The 22,495-nt window shown below is 64.5% G+C and carries 19 protein-coding genes; 16 read left to right on the forward strand and 3 right to left on the reverse strand.

Translation table 11 applies throughout. The features are described 5' to 3' along the window. Positions 1–117 precede the first annotated feature (117 nt). The 14 genes from ACIBCN_RS27190 (at position 118) to crcB (ACIBCN_RS27255) (ending at position 14,993) form a co-directional block, all read left to right on the forward strand. On the forward strand, positions 118–1,167 hold the full coding sequence (locus ACIBCN_RS27190) for a substrate-binding domain-containing protein (RefSeq protein WP_396994504.1): 1,050 nt from the start codon (positions 118–120) through the stop codon (positions 1,165–1,167). After that, on the forward strand, positions 1,158–2,678 hold the full coding sequence (locus ACIBCN_RS27195) for a sugar ABC transporter ATP-binding protein (protein WP_396994505.1): 1,521 nt from the start codon (positions 1,158–1,160) through the stop codon (positions 2,676–2,678). The genes ACIBCN_RS27190 and ACIBCN_RS27195 overlap by 10 nt, the downstream gene beginning before the upstream one ends. Beyond that, a complete protein-coding gene (locus ACIBCN_RS27200; RefSeq protein WP_396994506.1) occupies positions 2,675–3,733 on the forward strand; it encodes an ABC transporter permease in 1,059 nt (352 codons plus the stop codon). The genes ACIBCN_RS27195 and ACIBCN_RS27200 overlap by 4 nt, the downstream gene beginning before the upstream one ends. A gap of 53 nt (positions 3,734–3,786) precedes the next feature. Further along, positions 3,787–4,692, forward strand: coding sequence for an SMP-30/gluconolactonase/LRE family protein (locus ACIBCN_RS27205; protein ID WP_396994507.1), 906 nt, complete (start codon positions 3,787–3,789; stop codon positions 4,690–4,692). Next, complete coding sequence (locus tag ACIBCN_RS27210; RefSeq protein WP_396994508.1) at positions 4,682–5,293, forward strand: bifunctional 4-hydroxy-2-oxoglutarate aldolase/2-dehydro-3-deoxy-phosphogluconate aldolase; 612 nt, start codon at positions 4,682–4,684, stop codon at positions 5,291–5,293. The genes ACIBCN_RS27205 and ACIBCN_RS27210 overlap by 11 nt, the downstream gene beginning before the upstream one ends. Before the next feature lie 22 nt (positions 5,294–5,315). Further along, positions 5,316–6,260 (forward strand): sugar kinase, encoded by a 945-nt coding sequence (locus tag ACIBCN_RS27215; protein ID WP_396994509.1) that lies wholly within the window; start codon positions 5,316–5,318, stop codon positions 6,258–6,260. Positions 6,261–6,277: 17 nt separating this feature from the next. Beyond that, positions 6,278–7,033 carry an SDR family NAD(P)-dependent oxidoreductase gene (locus ACIBCN_RS27220; protein WP_396994510.1) on the forward strand — a complete coding sequence of 252 codons (756 nt, stop codon included), beginning with the start codon at positions 6,278–6,280 and terminating at the stop codon, positions 7,031–7,033. After that, positions 7,030–8,175, forward strand: a complete 1,146-nt coding sequence (dgoD, locus tag ACIBCN_RS27225) for a galactonate dehydratase (RefSeq protein WP_396994511.1) — start codon at positions 7,030–7,032, stop codon at positions 8,173–8,175. Before ACIBCN_RS27220 ends, dgoD begins: the two co-directional genes overlap by 4 nt. 71 nt (positions 8,176–8,246) lie before the next feature. Then, positions 8,247–9,062: a MerR family transcriptional regulator gene (locus ACIBCN_RS27230; RefSeq protein WP_396994512.1), complete on the forward strand. Its 816-nt coding sequence runs from the start codon at positions 8,247–8,249 to the stop codon at positions 9,060–9,062. Positions 9,063–9,381: 319 nt separating this feature from the next. Beyond that, entirely contained in the window at positions 9,382–10,845 is a 1,464-nt protein-coding gene (locus ACIBCN_RS27235; protein ID WP_396994513.1) for an MDR family MFS transporter, read from the forward strand. A gap of 260 nt (positions 10,846–11,105) precedes the next feature. Then, entirely contained in the window at positions 11,106–12,647 is a 1,542-nt protein-coding gene (locus ACIBCN_RS27240) for a M28 family metallopeptidase (protein ID WP_396994514.1), read from the forward strand. Between the two features lie 975 nt (positions 12,648–13,622). Continuing rightward, positions 13,623–13,952: a hypothetical protein gene (locus tag ACIBCN_RS27245; protein WP_396994515.1), complete on the forward strand. Its 330-nt coding sequence runs from the start codon at positions 13,623–13,625 to the stop codon at positions 13,950–13,952. 187 nt (positions 13,953–14,139) lie between these two features. Continuing rightward, on the forward strand, positions 14,140–14,634 hold the full coding sequence (crcB, locus tag ACIBCN_RS27250) for a fluoride efflux transporter CrcB (protein WP_396994516.1): 495 nt from the start codon (positions 14,140–14,142) through the stop codon (positions 14,632–14,634). After that, positions 14,631–14,993: a fluoride efflux transporter CrcB gene (gene crcB / locus ACIBCN_RS27255; RefSeq protein WP_396994517.1), complete on the forward strand. Its 363-nt coding sequence runs from the start codon at positions 14,631–14,633 to the stop codon at positions 14,991–14,993. The genes crcB (ACIBCN_RS27250) and crcB (ACIBCN_RS27255) overlap by 4 nt, the downstream gene beginning before the upstream one ends. A gap of 207 nt (positions 14,994–15,200) precedes the next feature. Here crcB (ACIBCN_RS27255) and ACIBCN_RS27260 read toward each other — a convergent pair whose 3' ends face one another. Beyond that, a complete protein-coding gene (locus ACIBCN_RS27260; RefSeq protein WP_396994518.1) occupies positions 15,201–15,515 on the reverse strand; it encodes a hypothetical protein in 315 nt (104 codons plus the stop codon). Positions 15,516–15,736: 221 nt separating this feature from the next. Here ACIBCN_RS27260 and ACIBCN_RS27265 point away from each other — a divergent pair, with 221 nt between their 5' ends. Further along, positions 15,737–17,917, forward strand: a complete 2,181-nt coding sequence (locus ACIBCN_RS27265) for an acyltransferase family protein (RefSeq protein ID WP_396994519.1) — start codon at positions 15,737–15,739, stop codon at positions 17,915–17,917. A 56-nt stretch (positions 17,918–17,973) separates the two neighbouring features. Here ACIBCN_RS27265 and ACIBCN_RS27270 read toward each other — a convergent pair whose 3' ends face one another. After that, positions 17,974–18,906: a TetR/AcrR family transcriptional regulator gene (locus tag ACIBCN_RS27270; protein ID WP_396994520.1), complete on the reverse strand. Its 933-nt coding sequence runs from the start codon at positions 18,904–18,906 to the stop codon at positions 17,974–17,976. Positions 18,907–19,252: 346 nt separating this feature from the next. Between ACIBCN_RS27270 and ACIBCN_RS27275 the strand changes: the two genes are divergently transcribed. Next, the gene (locus tag ACIBCN_RS27275; protein ID WP_396994521.1) at positions 19,253–19,828 is read left to right on the forward strand and encodes a hypothetical protein; all 576 of its coding nucleotides are present in this window, start codon (positions 19,253–19,255) and stop codon (positions 19,826–19,828) included. Between the two features lie 7 nt (positions 19,829–19,835). Here the strand turns inward: ACIBCN_RS27275 and ACIBCN_RS27280 are convergent, their stop codons facing one another. Then, the gene (locus ACIBCN_RS27280; RefSeq protein ID WP_396994522.1) at positions 19,836–21,662 is read right to left on the reverse strand and encodes a hypothetical protein; all 1,827 of its coding nucleotides are present in this window, start codon (positions 21,660–21,662) and stop codon (positions 19,836–19,838) included. Between the last annotated feature and the right edge of the window lie 833 nt (positions 21,663–22,495).

Genomic DNA, 22,495 nt, shown 5'->3' on the forward strand with positions numbered 1-22,495 from the left:
GGTCGCAAACATACCCAACGACTTCGACCAACAGTATTTACAACAGTTATCGGAAGTCTTACTGTAACCGGCATCACTACACGACGCGAGTGTGCGTCAGATCACCGAGGAGTGCCCATGTCCTGGACCCATCGACGACGTTGGACCAGTGCCGTGCTGTGCGGGGTGTCGCTGGCGCTGGCCGCGACCGCCTGCTCATCGGGCAAGGAGTCCGATCCGGCCGCCAATGGCCCACAGCACCAGACGGGCGCGGTCAGCCTGGTGTACGCCCAGAAACAGGGCGACCAGGAGTACTTCATCGGCGAGGCCGAGGGTGCCAAGGCGAAGGCCAAGGAACTGGGCATCGACCTCAAGGTCGTGAACCTGGGCAACGACGCGAACAAGGCGGTCACCGAGGTCAACAACGCGATCAACCAGAAGGCCAGCGGCGTGATCGTCGTGGTGCCGGATCCGTCGGTCGGTCCGCAGGTCGCTCAGCTCACCAAGACCGGTGGCGTCGCGCTGCTCACCTCCGACGACCAGGTCTGTGTCTCGGGCCCGGATCCGTCGAAATGCGCGAAGGACCAACTGGTTCCGCGCGTCGGCTTCAGCGGCACCCAGATGGGTACCGAGGTCGGCCGCCGGGCGGGCGAGGACTTCAAGAAGGCGGGCTGGAAGCCGGAGGAGACCGCCATCGTCGACGCCTGGAAGCAGGACGTGACGGTCTGCACCGATCGGGTCGAGGCCAACAAGAAGGCGTTCCGCGAGGCGGCCGGGGTCGACGTCAAGGTGATCGATGTCGGTACCGACAACACCCCGTCGGACGCGCAGAACAAGATCTCCGCGACGGTCGCGGGCAACCGGTCGGTCAAGAACTGGATCGTCATGGGCTGCAACGACGAGAACGTCAGCGGTGGCGTCGCGGCCATTCAGAACTCCGGCTACGCCGCCGACAATGTGCTCGGTGTCGGCCTCGGCGCCTACCTGGCCTGCAAGGAGTGGCGCGGCGGCAAGCCGACCGGCTTCAAGGCGGCGCTGTTCATCAACGGCAAGGACGTCGGCGCGCTGGCGGTGCAGACGATGTACGACTACCTGAAGAACGGCAAGGCCATGCCCGCCGAGGCCTTCGCGCCGACCACCATGGTCGACTCCAGCAGCTGGCAGCAGGCGGGCGTCACATGCAGCTGACCGGTCTGCGCGCCACCGGCCTCAGCAAGAGCTTCGCGGGGGTGCCCGCCCTGCGCGACGTGAGCCTGGACTTCCCCGCCGGCGCGGTGACCGCGCTGATGGGGGAGAACGGCGCGGGCAAATCCACCCTGATCCGCATCCTCGGTGGCGATCACCGCCCCGACAGCGGCCGGCTCGAGCTCGACGGGGTGGTGCTCGAGCCGGCCACCCCGGCCGACGCGCGGGCGGCCGGGATCCGGGTGATCGGCCAGGAGCCGGAGATCGTGCCGCACGTGTCGGTCGCCGAGAACGTCTACCTCGGGGCACTCCCGCGACGGGCGGGCCGCTTGCTCGACCGCGCGGCCTTGCACGAGCGGATGCGCGCCGACCTGGCCAGGCTCGGCTTCGATCGTGACCTCGACCCGGCCACCATCGGGTCGAAACTGACTGCCGCGCAACGACAATTGGTCGAGATCATGCGGGCGCTGACCACCGACGCCAAGGTGATCGCCTTCGACGAGCCGACCTCCTCGCTGTCCGACCACGAGACCGAATCGCTGTTCGCGCTGATCGGCCGGTTGCGTGCGCGCGGGTTGGCGGTGATCTACGTGTCGCATCGGATGCGGGAGATCTTCCAGCTCGCCGACCGGGTCGCGGTATTGCGGGACGGCGCGCTGGTCGGTGTGCGCGCGACCGAGGAAACCGACGATCAGGAGATCGTCCGGATGATGGTCGGGCGAGACCTGTCCACGCTGTTCACCCGCGGGCCGAGCACGCCGGGCCGAGTTGTACTCGACGTCGACGCGGTCACCACCGACGACGTGCGGGAGGTGAGCCTGCAGGTCCGCGCGGGTGAAGTGGTCGCGCTGGCCGGTTTGGTCGGGGCGGGCCGGTCCGAATTGGCGGGCGCGCTGGCCGGTGACCACCCGATCCGCTCCGGCGCGGTGCGGGTGGACGGCAAGGCGCTGCGGTTGCGGCAACCGCGTGACGCGGTGCGCGCAGGCATCGGTTACGCACCGGAGGAGCGCAAAGCGCAAGCCCTGCTGCTGCATCGCGGTGTGCGGGACAACATTTCGCTGGCCATGCTCGACCAGCTGCGGCGGCTGCGATTCGTCAAGGCTGGGGAGGAGCGCCGGCTCGCCCAGCAGTATGTCGAATCGCTGCGGGTACGCACGCCCTCGATCGAGCAGGAGGTGCGCAAACTCTCCGGCGGCAACCAGCAGAAGGTGGTGCTGGCGCGCTGGCTGGCCCGCAAGCCCAAGGTGCTGATCCTGGACGAGCCGACCCGCGGCGTCGACGTCGGCGCGAAGGCCGAAATCTACCGAGTCATCGAGGAATTGGCCGAAGCCGGGGTTGCGGTGCTGGTGATCTCCTCCGAACTGCCCGAAGTACTCGGCCTGGCCGACCGGATCGTCGTCATGCAGCACGGGCGCGTCACCGGCGAATTGGACCGCGGCGCGGCCAGCGAGGAGGCCATCCTCGCGCTGGCCATGGCCGATGACTTGACGCACACATCTCGAGGGAACCAATGACAGAGCAACAACTGGAAGCGCCGCCGGTGGCGGCTACCGCCACACCGGCACCCACGCTGAGCCGGTATACCGCCGCACTCACTCCGCGACGGCTGTTACACGCGATCGGGCCGGGGAATCTCAGCCTGATCGGAGCGCTTGCGGTCATCGTCGCGATCTTCGGCTCGCTCAACGACGGCTATCTCGACCCGGCCAACCTGGCCGGAATCGGTGACGCGGTAACGGTATTCGGGTTGCTGGCCGTCGTGCAGACGGTGGTGATCATCTGCGGCGCGCTCGACATCTCGGTCGGCTCGCAGGCGGGTGTCGCCTCGGTGATCAGTGCGATGGCGTTCACCGCGACCTCCGGCAACGCGTTTCTCGGCATCCTCGCCGCGGTCGGTGTCGGCGTCGTGCTCGGCCTGGTGAACGGCCTGATCATCGTCTACGGACGGGTCAACCCGGTAATCGCCACGCTGGCCACCTTGGCGGCGTATAAGGGTCTGGCCCAACTGATTTCGGGCGGCAAGGCGCAGGGATTCGTGCTGGACAACGACCTGTTCATCTTCCTGGCGCGCGGCAAGATCATCGGGCTGCCGGTTCCGGTGGTCATCCTCGCGATCGTCGCGCTGGCCGTGCACGTGCTGCTGAAATACACCGATATCGGCCGCAACATCTACGCCATCGGCGGAAACGACACCGCCGCACGGCTTTCCGGTATCAACATCAACAAATACCTGATCGCGGTGTTCGTGCTCGCCGGCATGGTGGCCGCGCTCGCGGGCATCATTCTGACCGCGCGCACCGGGTCGGGCCAGCCGGTGTCGGGCAGTGAAGGTCTGGAGCTGAAGGCGATCACGGCCGCGGCGCTGGGCGGGTGCGCGCTCAAGGGCGGTAAGGGCACGGTCGGCGGCACGCTGCTCGCGGTCGTGCTGCTCGGGGCGCTGGACAACGGGCTGAACGTTGTTGGCGTCAATACGTTTTGGCAGAACGTCGCACAGGGCTCGCTGCTCGTCGCCGCCGTGGTGATTCAGCAGCGGCGCAGCGGTGAACGTGCGGTGGGATTGCCGACCTAGCTATGGCCTGCAAGCAGACGGCCGCGGGCCGACCGAGACTTCAGGAGCGAACCATGATCAGACTGCGCGCGCATTCGTGCGCCCCGGCGCCGGGACAACTGTGCGAAAGCCCGGTGTGGGACAACCGAACCGGCGAGCTGCTGTGGGTGGACATCCGAGGTGGGCATATTCATCGAGCGGCACTCGACCGAGCGGCACTCGACCTCACCCACCTGTCCACGGTGAGCCTCACGCCACCGATCAGCGCGGTGGTGCCCTGCATCTCCGGCAGTGTGCTGGCCGCCGCCGGCGACACCTTCTATCGGGTCGACGACGACGGCACGGCCATGCCGATCGCCGTAATACCGTTGCCGGACGACGGGATTCGGCGGCGGCTCAACGATGCGAAGGTCGACCCGCACGGACGTCTGCTCGCGGGCACCATGTCCGAAGAGGGCGTCCAGGGCAGTGCCGCGCTCTACCGGCTCGACCCCGACGGTGCGCTGAGTACGCTGCGCGACGGGGTCACCATCTCCAATGGACTCGACTGGAGCCCGGACGGCACCGTCCTCTACTACGTGGACAGCCCGACCAAGCGGGTCGACGCCTTCGACTACGACATCGCCACCGGCACTTTCAGCAATGGCAGGCCGTTCGCGCGATTCGACCACGGCGAGCCCGACGGGCTGACCGTCGATGGCGAGGGCTGGGTGTGGGTAGCGGTCTGGGGCGCGGGCCAGGTGCAGGCTTTCGACCCCGACGGGCAGCGGCGCGCGATCATCGACGTCGGGCCCTCGCAAGTGTCCAGCTGTGTGTTCGCCGGGCCGGACCTGGACGTTTTGGTGATCACCACCGCGGCGGAGGGAAAGGCGGCCGGTGAGCCGCATGCCGGGCGCCTGTTCGTGTGTGTCCCGGGCGTCGTCGGCCTGCAGGCAACCCCGTACGCCGACGTCGGATTGGTGCGCAGCGATGGCCGATGACCTATTACAGCTGGACACACCGGTCATCGCGATCCTGCGCGCGCCGACCGCAACCCGCTTCGCCGAAGTCACCGCCGTACTGCACGAATCCGGCATCACCGCAGTGGAATTCACGCTCACCACCGACGGTGCCCTGGACGCACTGCGTGACTGCGCGGGATTCGCGCACCCGATCGGCGTCGGCACCGTCCGCACCGGAGACGACGCGCGCCGTGCGGTCGACGCCGGCGCCGCCTACCTGATCACCCCGATCGTCAGCGACGAGGTCATTCAGGAGGGGAACCGACTGAGCATCCCGGTGATCTCAGGTGCGTTCACCCCCACCGAGATTCACCACGCCTGGGCAGCGGGCAGCACCATGATCAAGGTCTTCCCGGCCTCGGTCGGTGGGCCCGAGTATCTCCGCGCCATCCGCGCCCCGCTACCCGAAATCCCGTTGGTGCCAACCGGTGGCGTCGCCCTCACCGATGCCAGGGCTTACTTGGATGCGGGCGCCACCGCCCTCGGCATAGGGTCGCCGCTCATCGGCGACGCCTGCACCGGCGGTGACCTCAACGCGCTACGTGACCGCATAGGCGCCCTGCGTGCGGAGTTGTCATGAGTGACCGGCGGAGCGGATTGTCATGAGGGGCAAGCTGATAACGCTCGGTGAAGCCATCGGCGTGGTGGCGGCGACGGAACCGGGACCGCTCGCCCCCGGTGCGGCGATGCGAATGGATTTCGCGGGTGCCGAGGCGACCGTTGCCATCGGCGTCAGCCGTTTGGGGCACGACAGCGCGTGGGTGGGCAGTGTCGGTGCGGACGCGGTCGGCACGATGGTGCTGGATCGCCTGCGCGCCGAACGCGTCGACGTCTCCCGATGCCGGATCGATCCGGAGCTGCCGAGCGGTTTGATGCTGCGGGAACGGCGTACCGCGGACCGGATTCGGGTGAGTTACTACCGGCGCGGACTGGCCGGTTCGCGGCTGTCGGCGGCCGAGGTCGACAAGGAACAGATCGCGGCCGCGGGTGTCCTGCACCTGACCGGTATCACCCCGGCGTTGAGCCCGAGCGCATGCGACGCGGTGCACGCCGCGCTGGACGCGGCGGTCGATGCCGGTGTGCCGGTGTCGCTGGATATCAATTACCGCAGTGCCCTGTGGTCCCGCTCGGCGGCCGCCGCGGAGCTGGCGAAACTGGTGGCGCGAGCCGACATCGTCTTCGCCGGACCGGAGGAAGCGGCACTGTTGGTACCCACCGCGAGCGCGGCGGCAATGGCGGAATCCCTTGCCGCGCTTGGCCCGTCACAGGTGGTGCTGAAGCTGGGTGCCGAGGGCGCGCTCGCGCTGCACGAAGCCAGAGTGATCAGGCAACCGGCGGTTCCGGTGACCATGGTCGATCCGGTGGGGGCGGGTGATGCGTTCGTCGCCGGATACCTCGCGGGTGTTCTCGACGGCGGGTCGGTCCGGTACAACATGCGGCTGGCCGCGACCTGCGGTGCGTTCGCGGTATCCGTTCCCGGCGACTGGGCCGGACTGCCGTTCCGGCACGAACTCGACTTGCTCACCGGCACAGACATTCAACGTTGACCACGAAAGGATTTCCATTGAGTCGTCTGGCAGACCGAGTCGCGGTAGTCACCGGCGCGGCATCGGGGATCGGTGCCGCCACGGCGCAACGCCTTGCCGCCGAGGGAGCCTCGGTGGTCATCGCCGATATCGCCGAGGCCGGCGGCGCGGAGGTCGCCGCGAAGATCCGCGCGGCGGGCCACCGTGCCGAATTCGTCCGATGTGATGTCTCGCAAGAGGATTCGTGGGCCGAGCTGCGGGACCGGGTCAACGACCTGTTCGGTCCGCTGGACGCGTTGTGCAGCAACGCATCCAAGCAAGCCACCATTCCCGCGCACGAACTGACCCGGCCGCAGTGGGACGAAGGGCTGGCGATCAACTTGACACCGCTGTTCCTCGGTGTCCGCACCTTCATCGACGATCTGCGCGCCCGCGCAGGCAATGTGGTCGCCGTCTCCAGCGTGCACGCGCAGTTCGGGCTGCCCGGATATCCGGTCTATGCCGCGGCCAAAGGTGGCTTGACCGCCTTGGTCCGGCAGCTCGCCGTCGAATACGGTTCGGCCCGAGTGCGATTCAACGCCATCCTGCCCGGCCCCGTCCTCACCCCGGTCTGGGACGACGTCGACGAGGAGGGCAGACGACTGTCCGCACGGGCCACCGCCCTCGACCGATTGGGCGCGCCGGAGGAGGTCGCCGCCGCGGTCGCCTTCCTCGCCTCCGACGACGCCTCGTTCATCACCGGCGCCAACCTCGTCGTCGACGGCGGCTGGAGCGTACGAAAGGAATCACGGTGAAGATCACCGCACTGACCACCTACCTGGTCGCGCCCCGCTGGTGCTTCCTGCGCATCGATACCGACGAGGGCGTCACCGGTTGGGGCGAGCCGGTGATCGAGGGCCGCGCGCACACCGTCGCCGCCGCCGTCGACGAATTGGCCGACTACCTCATCGGCAAGGATCCGATGAGCATCGAAGCGCACTGGCAGGTGCTCACCAAAGGCGGCTTCTATCGGGGCGGCCCGATCCTGTCCAGCGCGGTCGCCGGCATCGACCAGGCCCTCTGGGATATCACCGGCAAGGCCCTCGGCGTCCCCGTCTGGCAGCTGCTCGGCGGCGCGGTCCGCGATCGGGTCCGGGTGTACAGCTGGATCGGCGGCGATCGCCCCGACGACGTCGCGCAGGCCGCGGTCGAACGAAAGCAGCAGGGCTTCACCGCGATCAAGATGAACGGATCGGCCGAACTGGAGGCGATCGACACCCCACGCGCGACCACCGGCATCGTCGACCGCGTCGCCGCCGTGCGCGCGGCCACCGGCGACGACTTCGATATCGCCATCGACTTCCACGGCCGCCTGTCCGTCGCGATGGCGCGGCGGGTGCTGCCGTTGCTCGAGCCGTACCTGCCGTTCTTCGTCGAAGAGCCGCTGGTGCCCGAGGTCAGCGACCGGATCGGCGAGATCACCCGCGCGACGAGCATTCCCATCGCCACCGGCGAACGGCTGTACTCCCGCTGGGACTTCCACACCGTGCTCGATCAGGGCGTCGCCGTGGTCCAACCGGACCTCTCGCACGCGGGCGGCATCTCCGAGGTCCGCCGCATCGCCGCCCTCGCCGAGAGTCGCGACGTGGCCATCGCGCCGCACTGCCCGCTCGGCCCCATCGCGCTGGCGGCCAGTCTCCAGGTCGGCTTCGCCACCCCCAACCTGCTCATCCAGGAACAAAGCCTCGGCATCCACTACAACACCGGCTCCGACCTACTCGACTACCTCGTCGACCCCACCGTTTTCGCCTACCGTGACGGCTACGTCGATCTGCCGCACGCGCCGGGTCTCGGCATCGACATCGACGAGAAAGCGGTGGCCCGCGCCGCCGAACTGGGACATCGCTGGCGCAACCCCATCTGGCACCGCAAGGACGGCGCCTTCGCCGAGTGGTGACTTGACCTTCCCCTCGGGGCCGACCGCACCCTGGACGGCAAGGGAAGTTCCCTTGCCATGAGGAGGCGACAGTGGAGTTGCTCGCGATCGGCGCGTTCGCCCGGCTGGCCCGGCTTTCCCCGAAAGCCCTTCGGCTGTACGCGGAATCGGGCCTGCTGCCGCCCGCACGGACCGATGCCGACACCGGCTACCGCTGGTACTCGCCCGCGCAACTACCGCGGGCTCGACAGATCGCCCAGCTGCGCCAACTGGACATGCCGCTGTCTCGGATAGCCAGCGTCCTGGCGCTGCCGCCCGCTCAGCGGGCGGGTGAGTTGGCCGCTTACGGGGACGAGCAGCAACGGGCGTTCACCGCTAAAGCAGCGCTGGTCGGCTTCCTCATCGCGCAACTGACTGGAAAGCAGGTTGCCATGTACGACGTCGCCCTCCGGACCCTGCCGGCGCGAACGATCCTGAGCCAGACCGACCACCTCACCGCCGATCGGATCGGCGCCTTCGCCACCCCGCTCTTCGCCCGCTTCGGCGGTCCGTCCGTGCCGCGGCCCGAGGGCATCGCCGGTCTGCCCTTCCTCCGCTATCACGGCGAACTCGGCGTCGACGACGACGCCCCGGTCGAATTCTGCTGTCCGATCAGCGAATCCGACGTCGACGTGGTCGCCGAGCGCTTCCCGGACATGACTGTCGGTAAGGAGCGCGCGGGCCGGGAGATCTACCTCGGCGTCCCCAAATCCGACATGATGACCGCCCTCGGCTTCGAGTCGCTGCATCAGTGGCTGCTCGACCACAATGAGGAATCCGATTGGCGGCCACGGCAGATATTCCTCCTCGATCCCTCCAGCGCCGACGAATCCGACATCGTCTACGAACTGGCGATCACCCTGACGTGACTCGTCGGCCCGCCGCTCCGCGGTGCACTCACGCAGGGCGATGTCCCGAGTGCTGGCCATCACGCCACCTCGCATGGAGTGATCAGGCTCACGATTTGATCTTGCTGCCGGACCGATAAAAGACACCTGATCAGTGTTTCAGCCGAAATCGCGGGTGTATCGGCAGGAAAATCCGGAGAAATTTGTCGGTACCGAAAGGTTTACTGATGCATGCCGATGAGTTCGAGCACCCGAGCCCGTCTCATTCATTGTGGCGCCGGGACCGCAACCCAGTAGGCCACACGTACTCGCACTCAACATCTATACCCGGAGGTACCCGATGTCCGCCCACATATCCGCTCCCGCGACGGGAGGACGGACACCGCTGGTAATCCGGGTGCTGGTACTCGCGACCTTCGTGGTGATCCTGAACGAAACCATCATGATCAACGCGATCCCCCGGTTGATGGGCGACCTGCACGTCACCGAGCGTGCGGCGCAGTGGGTCTCCACCGCGTTCATGCTCACGATGGCGGCCATCATTCCCACCACCGGCTGGTTCCTGCAACGGGTTTCGACCAGGAAGGCCTACGCCACGGCGATGAGCGTCTTCCTGGCCGGTACCGCGCTGTCGGCCGTCGCGCCGACGTTCGCGGTGCTGTTGCTCGGCCGGGTCATCCAGGCCGGCGGCACCGCGGTGATGATGCCGCTGCTGATGACCACGCTGATGACCGTCGTGCACGAACGCGACCGCGGCCGGGTGATGGGCAATGTCACCCTTGCCATTTCGGTGGCCCCCGCGATGGGCCCGGTGATTTCCGGATTGGTGCTGCAGGTCGGTTCGTGGCGTTGGCTTTTCGTGCTGGTGCTGCCGATCACCGCGGTGGTCGCCTGGCTCGGCCTGCGTCAGCTGGAGAATGTCGGTGAGCCGCAGGCCGGTGCGATCGACTCGATCAGCGTGGTACTCGCCGCACTCGGCTTCGGTGGATTGGTGTTCGGGCTCAGCCGGTTCGAGGCGAGCAACCTCGCCGGCCCGGCCCTGATCGTCGCCGCCGGTGTCGCCCTGATCGCCGGGTTCGTGTTCCGTCAGCTGAGCCTGCAGCGCACCGGTACGCCGCTGCTCGACCTGCGGGTGCTGCTGGCGGGCACCTACGCCAAGGCGCTGGTGCTGATGTCGGTCGCGTTCATGGCGATGCTCGGGTCGATGATCCTGCTGCCGCTGTACCTGCAGAACCTGCGTGGTCTGAGCCCGCTGGCCACCGGCCTGCTGGTGATGCCGGGCGGGTTGGCGATGGGCCTGCTCGGACCGAGCATCGGGCGGCTGTTCGACCGGTTCGGCGGACGGTTGCTGGTGATTCCCGGGTCGATCGGTATCGCCGCGTCGCTGGCCGGGTTCACCCAGATCTCGATGAGCATGCCGTACTGGCAGCTGCTCGGCCTGCACATCCTGCTGATGGTCTCGCTGGCCGCGACGTTCACGCCGGTCTTCACCCTCGGCCTCGGCGCGCTCCCGCACCACCTGTACTCGCACGGCAGCTCGATGCTCGGCACCCTGCAGCAGGTTGCCGCGGCCTTCGGTACCGCACTGGTGGTGACCGTGATGTCGGCCCGCAGCACCTCGCTCGTCGAAGACGGCGTCGACGCGATCACCGCCCACTTGGACGGTATGCGTCTCGCCTTCCTCGTGTCCGCGGTCTTGGCGCTGATCGTGATCGTCGCGGCGGTGCTGCTGCCGAACCGGGCGGCCGATCCGGAGGGGGCCGATGAATCCGACACCGCGGCACCCGAATTGATCAAGCACTGACCAGAATTCGGTACAACGAAATCCCCGGCTGCGTACGCACGCCGGGGATTTCGTTGTTTCGGCTCTCGCGAAACCTGTTCGCCGGAGCCGACTAATGCATCGGCTTTGCCGATGTCGAGGCGTCGATTTCGCACCACTCTTCTGCCCGGATGGCGCACCTGCGCAACCACTTTCCCCACTTCGACTGGGGTTTCACCAATGCGTCATCCCGGCTTAACCTCCGACCATCGGGATTATTCCGTCCCTTTGGAGGAGCCCACATGCCCCACATCTTCCGCTGTGCCAGTGCCGGTCGCTTCATCGCCGCTGCCGCCGCTTTACCCCTCGCTCTCTCGCTCACCCTGGTCGGCACCGCGCACGCCGACCCGGCGCCCCCCGAGCGGCAACTGGCCGACTCGGTCCAGGCGCCCAACATCAAACGGCACCTGCAGGAGTTCCAGAAAATCGCCGACGCCAACGGCGGCACCCGCGCTTCCGGCACACCCGGTTTCGACAAATCCCGCGACTATGTGGCAGGCAAGCTGCGCGGCGCGGGCTACCAGGTGACGGTGCAGCAGTTCGACTTCCCGTTCTTCCAGGAGAAGTCGACGGCGGCCATGGCGCAGATCTCACCCGACGCCAAGACCTACAAGCCGACCGCGCCGGGCAGCAGCGAATTCGGCGACTTCGCGACCCTGACCTACTCGGGTTCGGGGAACGCACAGGGGACAATCCAGGCCGTGGATCTGACCCTGCCGCCCACTCCGCAACCGAGCTCGACCTCCGGCTGTGAGGCGCAGGACTTCGCCGGCTTCACCGCGGGCAACATCGCCCTGGTCCAACGTGGCACCTGTCCCTTCGCCGACAAGGCACGCAACGCCCAGACCGCGGGGGCGTCGGCCGTGATCATCTTCAACGAGGGGCAACCGGGTCGCACCGACACCTTCACCGGAACCCTTGGCGGGCCAGGCTTCACCGTGCCGGTGGTCGGCACCAGCTTCGCCATCGGCCAGGAGCTCATCGCCAAGCCCAACACGGTCGTCCGGCTGAAGACCGACACCGAGAGCTCGACCCGCACCACCAACAACATCATCGCGGAGACCAAGCGGGGCAACGCGGACAAGGTCGTGATGGCGGGAGCTCACCTCGACTCCGTGCTGGCCGGTCCCGGCATCAACGACAACGGTTCCGGCAGCGCCGGACTGCTCGAAGTCGCTCTGCAACTGGCCAAGGTGCCGACCAAGAACAAGGTCCGATTCGCCTGGTGGGGCGCCGAAGAACTCGGCCTGCTCGGCTCCGATCACTACGTGACGAACTTGCCTGAGGCCGATCGCGGCAAGATCGGGCTCTACGCCAACTACGACATGATCGCGTCGCCGAACTACTCGTACATGATCTACGACGGCAGCGGGGGACCGGCCGGTTCCGCCGAGATCGAGAAGAACCTGGCCCGCTACTTCGACTTCCTCCGCCTCCCGCACGTCCCCACAGCACTCGACGGGCGCTCGGACTACGGCCCGTTCATGGCGATCGGGATCCCGGTCGGTGGCTTGTTCACCGGCGCGGAGGGCATCAAGACCCCCGAGGAACAGAAGATGTTCGGTGGCGAGGCAGGCAAGCCCTACGACGCCTGCTACCACTCGGCCTGCGACAAGATCAGCAACATCAACGACAAGGCATTGGCCGTAAACACCGGCGCCATCGCCTACTCCGTAGCGACCTTCGCATTCAGCGACAACCCACCCACCCGCACCCCCGCTGCGAAATCCGCCCCGGCCCAGCGCGGAAAAACCCAGACGCATCACGGTGGACTCACCCTGTAGGTCTGGAAGGATTCCGGCAGAACGCAACCCGGCGGCACCCCCGCCGGGTTGCGTTCTGTGCCCGGCAAGATCCGCACCCCAACTCGGGATCCGCACTCGAAATAGGGCCGAATTCTCAGTGCGAATCCCGAGTCTGAGTGCGGATCTATGGTGGTATGGGCCGGGGAGCGTTCTCGCAGGCCTGGCTGACCGCCTGACTGCCGCTGGCTGGCTGCCCGACTGCCGCTGACTGACCCTTCTCTCATCCAAAGTGCTTGGGAGGCAATCACAGCCAGATGACCACCTCTAGGACTGGACGTCCCGCGCCTGACCGTTAACTAAAGCCGGGTACGGCAGGCGACGTGCCCAGCACTACTTCACGGGAAACGTGGACAGGTCTCCAGCTCACTGGGCTGTTCACCTTTAAAGTCCTGAGCAGCACTTGCCCGGGACGGTGCACCTTGACGGGGATCTTTCGGTGTACTTGCCCGGTAGGTGCACCTTTGCGGGGATCTCTGCGTGTACTGATCCGGATTCGTGTACTGAGAGACCTCCGAGGGTCTACTGGCCCCGAGGTTTTCGACTGGTCCGTGGGATGACCGGAGTAGTGCTGGGCACGTCGGGTGGGGTCCCCGGCTTTAGTTATCGGTCAGGTGCGCGATGTCAGGTTCCAGCGTGGTCATCTGGCTGTGGTGCTGTTCTCGAGCGCTTTTGAAGAAGTGCGGATGTCGGGTTGGAGGTTTCGGCGGCCGCTGGTGTCCGATGCGCACTGTTTGTTCTGGCCGCTCACCGTTTCTGTGACCCGCACACCGGCTATAGCGGGTGTGCGGGTCACACAAACGGTGAGCAGCTGGCAGATGGTGTGGGGGGGCGAGTTTCCGCGATCCTTTGTCCAGCTAGCCTCGAGCTCGGGCGTTTCGATGGCGATGGAGGTATACGACTATGCGGGCATCACCGGATCCTGTTTCTCTGGCCGTGGGGGCCGATGCTGGCTCCGTGGCGATGACGCGGACGCGGGAGCAGATGGTGGATTTGGTCGGTGGGCGAGCCGGGGCGGCCATGGTATTCGGTGATCCGATCACCGCCGACGGCATCACCATCGTCCCCGTCGCGCGTGCCGGCATCGGATTCGCCGGTGCGGAGGGTGGCGTAGGTGGCGGCATCGACGCACGGCCGCTGGGGTACATCGAGATCAGTCACGGGGGCGCGCGGTATCGCCCGATTCGGGATCTGTGGGGCCGTGTCTTCGCGCCGCTGACCGCGTTGGCGGCCGGACTTGCCGCGCCGTGGGCGGTCCGCACCGTGATCAATCTTCGTCGTCGATGAGACCGCTGATCAGAACGGTCTGGAAATACCCCGCCCGCTAACCCGTGTTGACACGGCATATAATGGTTGCTGCGGCGGTGGGGCTCGCCGCTCCGGACACTGATTCGGAACAACCGCGGGCATTCGCCGGCCAACAGTCCCTACCCCATCACCCCGCTTTCGGGCGGCCTTGGAGTAGGAGACAGCTGTGCCCATCGACCCGCAAGCGTGCCTTTCCGTCGATCCTGATATCGACCTGCACAACCCGGACCAGCGGTGCGAGCTCTCGAACACGCATGGGGTTGTGCTGGCCGTCATCGCGGTCGGTGGCGCGCTCGGGGCGTTGGCTCGCTACGGCCTGACCCTCGCCTGGCCCGCACCGGCGGGCGGGTTTCCGTGGGCGGTGTTCACCATCAACGTTGCGGGAAGTTTCCTGCTCGGTGTGCTGATGGTGATGATCACCGAGATCCGACCGGCGCATCCGCTGGTTCGCCCGTTCCTCGGTGTCGGGGTGCTCGGTGGTTTCACCACCTTCTCCACCTACGCCGAAGACATTCGCGCGCTGCTCGACCCGGACACCGTCGTGGTGGCGGCCGTCTACCTGGTCGCGACCCTCGTCGTCGCGTTGCTTGCCACCACTGCCGGTGTGCTGCTCGCGCGTGCCGCCGCGGCACGGTTCGCCCGGGTCGAGGTGGCGTCATGAACGCGTTGCTGGTTGTCGCCGGGGCCGCCGTCGGTGCCCCGTCGCGCTATCTGCTCGATCGGGCCGTCCAGTCGCGGCACGACAGCCGTTTCCCTTGGGGCACATGGGCCGTCAACGTCTGTGGTTGCCTTCTCCTGGGCGGACTGACCGCCGCGGGACTGTCGGCGCCGTGGATGTTATTGGCGGCCACCGGCTTCTGTGGCGCGTTCACCACCTACAGCACCTTCAGTTACGAGACCTTCCGGCTCGCCGAGCAAGGCGCTTACCGGCACGCGATCCTCAACGCCGTGGTGGGCGTCGCCGCAGGCGTCGTCGCGGCCACCCTCGGCTACTCCCTCGTCCACGTCCTGCACGGATAGGGCTACACGCGCCCACCGCGGAGAGTTAGGGCTCACCCGGCAGCCACCCACAACGATCTCGCCACGGTCGGCCGCCTCCCACATGCTGTACGGGGGATAGCCGTACACAATGGGAATCATCGTCCCGCCACATTCCGGGCACACCGGCCGCTGCTCTGTCATATTGACACCCAGCCAGCTGTTTCGGACGTCGGGTAGCTCAATTCGCTAGCTGGTGACGGCGTCCGGATCTGTCAAAGTTATTGGTGTGCGCGCGATCTCCAGCACCGTTTCAGGGAACGTCGGACCCGCGACGTAAAACCGCGCGCGGGTGCGGCCGACCGGAGCCAGGATTTGCCTGCGCACGAGTTCGCGTAGATCGCGTTGTGCCTGTTGCAGATTCAGGCCCTCGTTCTGTTCGTAGCGGGTGCGACGTACTCGACCCGACATCGCTACGTCGTGCAACGCGGTGATCAGCCGCTCATCCAAGCTGTTGCCGGTCGCGAAATCGGCCAGCGCCTCCCACACGCGCCCAGAACGCACGAACCTCGCGCTGACGTTCCACGTCGGACAACACACGTTCGTCGGCGTCGCTCAACGGGGGCGTCGGAAACAGCACGTGACGAGAATAGTGACGCAGGCTTTACGCCAGGCGTCCAGGGGTCGTGAGCTTATATAAGAGCGGCTTACAGGTTTATTCAGGTCACCTTTATCTGCAAATGTTGTGAGGACATTATTGGCAAGAGTTGGTAAGAATGCGTCCCATGATAGGGACTGCCTCCAGTGAGTTGATCGTTCGGTCGGGGGCTGCGGGTGACCGGGCGGGGGGCGTAGAACGGCAGAGGGTGCGGTTTCGGGCGGATGTCGAGGGGTTGCGGGCGGTTGCCGTGTTGGCGGTGGTGGTGTTTCACGCGGGGGTTCGGGGGGTGGGAGGTGGGTTTGTCGGGGTTGATGTTTTCTTTGTGATTTCTGGGTTTCTTATTACCGGGATGTTGTGGCGGGAGGTGGCGGCCACCGGGACGGTCCGGCTTGCGCGGTTTTATGGTGGGCGGGCGCGGCGGTTGTTGCCTGCGGCGGGGGTCGTGTTGGTTGCTACCGCGGTGGGGGCGGCGATGTTGTTGCCGCCGTTGCAGGCTCGGGCTGTGCTCGGGGACGGGATCGCCAGTGCGTTGTATGCGGGGAATTATCGGCTGGCGCTGAACGGGACAGATTATCTTGCGGCTGATGCGCCGCCCTCGCCGTTTCAGCATTACTGGTCGCTGGGGGTGGAGGAGCAGTTCTATCTGTTATGGCCCGCGTTGATGATAGGGGTGGCATGGTTCGCGCATCGTCGGCGGCGGGTGGGGGTTGCTGCCTCGCCGGTTCCGTATCTGATTGTTCTCGCGGTGGTTGCCGCAGTGTCGTTCTCGGTGTCGCTGAATTGGACGCGCACGTTGCCGCCGTGGGCATTCTTCGCGCTGCCTGCGCGGGCGTGGGAGCTGGCGCTCGGGGGAGTTGTGGCGCTTTCGATCCCGGTGTGGCGGCGAATGCCGGAAGCGCTGGCCACTGTCGCAGGATGGTTGGGGTTGGGGTTGATCGTGTATGCCTGTACTCAGTTGGACGGGCGGACACCGTATCCCGGAACGGCGGCGCTGCTCCCCGTCCTCGGCGCCGTGCTGGTTATTGTCGCGGGCTGCGGGGCGACTCGGTGGGGAGTCGGCCGGGCACTGTCGGTGGGTCCGCTGCGGTCGCTCGGTCGTCTTTCGTACTCCTGGTATCTCTGGCATTGGCCGGTGTTGCTGCTCGCACCGCGATTGCTTGGTCATGGCCTCGATGAGGTCGGCGCGGTGGGCGCGGTGGTCTCGGCCGGTGGTCTCGCGATGCTCACGCTGTGGTTCATCGAGGATCCGATCCGATTCGCCGCACCGCTGCGGCGTTCGGCGGCGCTGAGTCTTACCAGCGGTGGTGTCATCACCGGGGTGGCGGTCGGGGCCGCGGTCGCGTTGCTCGTGTACGTGCCCGCCCCGGTCGGTCATGGGGCGGCCGCTGAGGCGCTCAGCGTAAAAGCGGCACCCGTGGCGCCGTCGGCGGAAGCCGTCGATCCGCGCGATGCGGCGGTTCAACAGCTGACCGCGCAGGTGCAGGCTGCCGTAGCGGCATCGGCCGAACAGCAGGCTGTCCCCTCGAATCTCTCTCCGGCACTGGCCGACGCACCGGCCGACAAGGCGGCGGTATTCGGGAACGGTTGTGTGCGTTCGTGGCTCGACGTCGGTCAGCCCGAATGCGTTTCGGGCGATCCGGATTCGGCAACCGGGGTCGCCCTGGTCGGCGATTCGCATGCCGCGATGTGGAGCCCCGCGTTCGAACAGGTTGCCGAGCAACGGCATTGGCGACTGGAGACGATGAGCAAGGTCACCTGCCCGCTGATGGAACTGCCGATCACCAGCCCTTATCTCGGCCGGGAGTACACCGAATGCGTGCAGTGGCGCCACCAGATCCTGTCCCGCCTGCAAGCCGAGCACCCGCGGTTGATCGTGCTGAGCATGTCCCGCCGCTACGGCGGCGACTTCGGCTTCACCACCTACGACCAGGCCTGGATCGATAGCCTGTCCCGCCTGACGACCCAGCTACGCGCGACCGGCGCGAATGTCCTTGTCCTCGGCCCGATCCCGGACCCCCACACCACCGTGCCGACCTGCCTGTCCGACCACCTCGACGATGCACTGGCCTGCTCGCCAACACGTCAGATCGCCGTGCACAACGAAGGCATCGCCGCCGAACGAGCCGCGGCAACGGCAGGCGGCGCACAGTACGCCGACCTCACCGAACTGTTCTGCACCACCGCCCGCTGCCCACTGATCGCCCGCAACACCCTCATCTACCGCGACGACAACCACCTGACCGTCACCTACGCAAAAGCCCTCACCCCGATCGTCGCCGCACTGGCCGACTGCGCTCTCAGCTGAGCCGGCATCGCGGATGACGACCGCCCTTGTTCGCTCGTATCCGTGATGGCTAGCGGTCAGACCCTTCTGCGGTCGCGCTCTATCTCTGCTTTGAGTTCTCGGACAACATCGGTGGCAGCGTTGATGCGGACTTCTATAGGGATCTCTGCATATTCTTCGTTCGGGACGCCTTGCGTCATTGCCAACAGCATTGATGTAAAGCTGAGTGCTGGTGGCGACCATTTGGCGGGGAAGCCGGTTGCGAAGGGATCGAATGGAATTGGACCGGCTTCGAAGGCTGGTGCTTGCAGTCCAGCCATAGTGCCTGTGCTGCGAAGCACCATACCCTCCATGACGGCGGATCCACTCGCTGCGAGGGTGGACCATGGTTTAGCCGGCGGCGGCGGAACGAATTCGGGTCGCAACTTGCGCCCGAGTGCTGGACCCATGGCATTGTAGAAGCGCGACATTTGGTCGATAAACCGTTGCTGTGTTTTCTGAATTTCCCGCTCGAGCTTACCCCGCATCGGCTCCGAGTAAGATAAAACCGCAGCAGAAAGCGACATATAGGTCCGCCAGGTACGACGGCGTTCGATACTGTCGTAGTTCGTTTGCGCTCCTTGGCGGCAGACCTCGACAATCGCCTGCTCTCGCCCCTGTTCGGTTGTTAGAAGTTCTGGGAAGTGATCAGTAATGTCAGCCAGCGCGGTAAGTGCGGCGTCGAGTGTCGGTCCGTCGAGCACGGACGGGGATGACTCGGGGTGGGCGGCGAGTTCCAACAGGAGATCTTCGAAGAACTGATCCCGCCGCGGCCAGATGCGGTACACCGCGCTCCGGGCGACACCGGACATCGCCACGATCGCGTCCAGTGGGATGTGTTGGAGGCTGACAGTTAACCCGCGCTCGTTCACGAGGTGGGCGGCGGTTGTCAGCATTGTCTCCCGCACATCATCCGCCGTCATCCTCGCGCGGCGCGGATCGAGCGGATCACGGGCGAACGCGGCGGACATACTTATACACCCTACCTCACATCTTGGGACACACTGTCCCAAAGTACCAGGACGCTGGCTTGTCGGGTACCATACGGAGCAATCGGGCAAGGTTAGGCGTGAATCGCGGTTTACCTGGTCTCGAGACGCTCATGTTCCGCATCAGGACCAGCTTGAGGAGTACGCATGGCGCCCGATCGCGACCCCAGTCGCAAGCTCACAATCAGTCTCAAGGTCGAGCGCGGTGATAGGCTACCCAGCCAGAAGCCCACGCAGACCGAGGGCGTCCCGCCGGCGGAGGAGACGATGTTTACGCCTCGCCGCAAGCGCAGTAAGAATACAAAGTACTTCTGGTCAGGTCGCGGCAGTGGAAGATAAGGCATCGGCCGACGACGGCCTCCCCGTTCAACCGCCGCCTCCCCGTAGTGACGGTCTGGAGTGGGTTCGTGTCGTAAACGAGGGCGAGCTCGATATTGTATCGGACTATCTGGACAAGGAGCTTGCGGTAGCTTGGCTCAGGAAATCGTCCTTCGAGACGCGGGCATTTCCAATCGTGACGATGGATGTCGGATTGGTGACCCTATACCTAACCCTGATCAAGACGCTCGATCTTAAGCTTGCAACGCAGGAGGGCTGGCCCCATCTACTTGCAATCATGATTGTTGTAGCTGCGTCTCTTTCAATCCTGTTTGCCGCATTGACAGCGCTTCCCTTGCCATACGCGGGTTACAGCCCCGACGGCTTCGATGAACTGCTCGAAGAGGTCTTGCGAGAGCAGAATGCAGCGCATGCTCAGTATATTGTTGAACGAAAGATTGAGACATATCGGAGCGCGTGTGCCTCTAATAAGATCAAGTCGTTCTGCGTACTCATATCGTTCTTCTGTATGACTATTCTTGCTGGCTTGCTTATCGCCTCGATAATTTTCTCTTTTAGTCGCTAATCATTGCTCAATGCCACTTCCATGGCTGGTAGGTGTTCGGCCTGTTATGGCTTTCGCGGTTCCAGCGACCGGTTCTATACAACTCTGTCCAGGTCGGGATCCAGTCTTGACCGATGCTCGAGCGATAATCCGTATATCTGGACGCGCACTTCGCCTGGCCCGGAAGGTGAACAATGAGCGGAAAAAGATCGGCTCCGGTCATTCGGCCTTCGATAGCGACCGCTGTGGAATCGAATACGATTGTAGCCAGAACGCTATTTCCGCCACGTACGCTGCGCAGTGAACGGTCGATCGCTTCGCAAACCCAAACATATTTTGGTAGCTGCATATTACCTACGGCACGCGCCAACTCGACCCCGTTACCCAGCCGTTCGGTGATGCTTTCTTTGAACTCGACTCCCGTGCTCACATAACTGCGAAGCGCAAGTTGTCCGACTCGGCTTGTCTCGTGAGTAACGATATCGGACACCTGCGCTACAAAGCTTTGCAAAGGTTTGAAGTAAATCTTTGATCTTTCAGGCTCTGTGATGGCCTGCCAGGTGGACAAGTTTGCGAGGCGATCCTCAGCAAGCGTTTTCAGCCAGTACGTTGCAGCTTCTTCTGCCGCAGTCCCTGAAAGCCATAGAGATCTCGGAAGCGGCACAATTATGGCAGTGTCGGCGTCCTCTGAGTCGATCGAGTTCATCATCGCGTCGACCAGATCGTCTAAAAGGACGATCTCGTAGGGCCCCATTTGATCGTCGCACACGATGAACGCCGTGACGTCGGAGTCTGATTCTTGTTGGGCTGGTAGCGGATTCGGCAGAGCAGTACTGTCTATCTCTGACCGTCGGAGGTAGCCGATAACAACCTGCGCATGAGCGACGTGGAATTTTTCCGCAGGACTGCGCAGCAAAATGACAGGGAGCTTGGAGTTCAGATAGCGGCAAACAGTTGATCCCAAATTTTCCCTGATCCAGAATCTAGCGAGTGGCCGGGTGTTTCTCCCCGCACCTTCGGCCGGTTTCAAATCGTTCAGACGTTTGGAAAATCCGGGTCGTCGAGACCAGTTCGTATCTCCCTCCCTCATCAGAGATGCCGCATCCAGTACTTCTGGCGGGAGATCAACCGAGCGAAGAGTTGTTGCCACTACATTCAGATTCAATCCCTGCGATGGATAGGGCCGAGTCACGGCAGCACTCTTGTCTCCGACATCGTGGAATTCAGCTGATGCTCGTCGCCGAACGACACCGCGCAGAACGGCAGTGTAGTGGCAGATCCAGGCAGCAATGTGGGCACATGTCAGCAGGTGCCCGTCTTGTTCCATGAACGGTACACCGATTACTCTTTTCGGCACGCCGAAAATCTGAACAGTTTCAGCGACACTGGTGCGAACCTTATCGGCAAAGTCTTTTTCTCCAATTACCCCCGGCACATCGATGTCGACAGGAACCATGGACCGGCCGATTCTTCCGGGGAACTGAGGGCGGACCACTGTATAGCCACAGTATGTCGAATCAGTCTGGGCGACAAAATCGTAGATATGTGTATTTTCTTCCGTGACAGCACCGTGGAAGAAGTGAACTCGTGTCGTATCGGGAGATCGGATTGCGAACCGCGAATCATGAACTTTACTGAACTCGCTGCGGTAGTCTATGTCGAAATATCCGGCCTCCGTGACGACGGCATTCGCGCGCGAGCAAAAGGCCGTGAGGAGTGCCCGGGCCGGCTGATCGTCGTTGGACTGTAGCGATTTGAGTTTCAGTTGGCTGAGTAGGCACTCTACCGGGTTTTCGCACAATCGATAGATATCACCATACGGTCGCTCTTCTTCAAGCGTAAGACGGGTACACAAGAAAATTCAACCTCAAAAATATGGACGGAGAGTTGATCAGGTATCGAATCGCTTACGCTTTGACCGAGCTTTGCGCTGAAGTTCGTTCAATGGAGAATTGCGCTGCAATTCCATGAGACGACGACTGGTCTCGCTCATTTGATCGATAACATGCTGCCCGAAATCGCGTAGCGTGCGCTCGTCGCGGGCGGCCGTAAATTCCATAGCGTTCATCGGTAGGTACTTCGAAAGAATGGCCGTCGAGTCCGATTGGCTACACATCACGTTCGGACTGTCGGAAACAAGTCGACGGGCATCTTCCTCGACCGAGGTGGACGAACCTTCGTGTCGAGCTCCAGGGCCTCCGTCGGGGAGAGGTGGAAATCCATCATGTGTCACGCGAATCTCCCCCAGAAGCCTGCAGCCTAAATGTGCCTGAATGCTGATACTCTAGGTCAACAGGCACGGACAGCGTTATAAAACCGCCAAAAGTGCTGCAACCGATGTCGATCATGTACATCCCCTTTACCCCGGCCAGTGTAGGCGTAGCGCTGTACGAATGCAACAGGAAAATTCACTTGGAGTGGTGACGATACGCTCCTGTGTTGCGGCATAGGGTCGACGCGCGGATTGATTGCCAAACAGTTACGTGGTGGCCGGTGTCCGCAGGTTTGCTCCCTAACAAATGGTCGTCTGACCGGGCATCGGCGCTCTCTGCGGAGACTTGAGCGTGTTGGGAGCAATGCGTGGCGTTCGATCGGGGGTGGCGAAACCGGACCAATTGGTGTGAAATGATTTCGGTTCGGGGAAGCGCTGCGCTCATTGTTCTGCCGAAATGATCCGTCTAGTCGCGG

Origin of the sequence: Nocardia sp. NPDC051052 (assembly GCF_044456045.1) — a bacterium.
Classification (GTDB): Bacteria; Actinomycetota; Actinomycetes; order Mycobacteriales; family Mycobacteriaceae; genus Nocardia.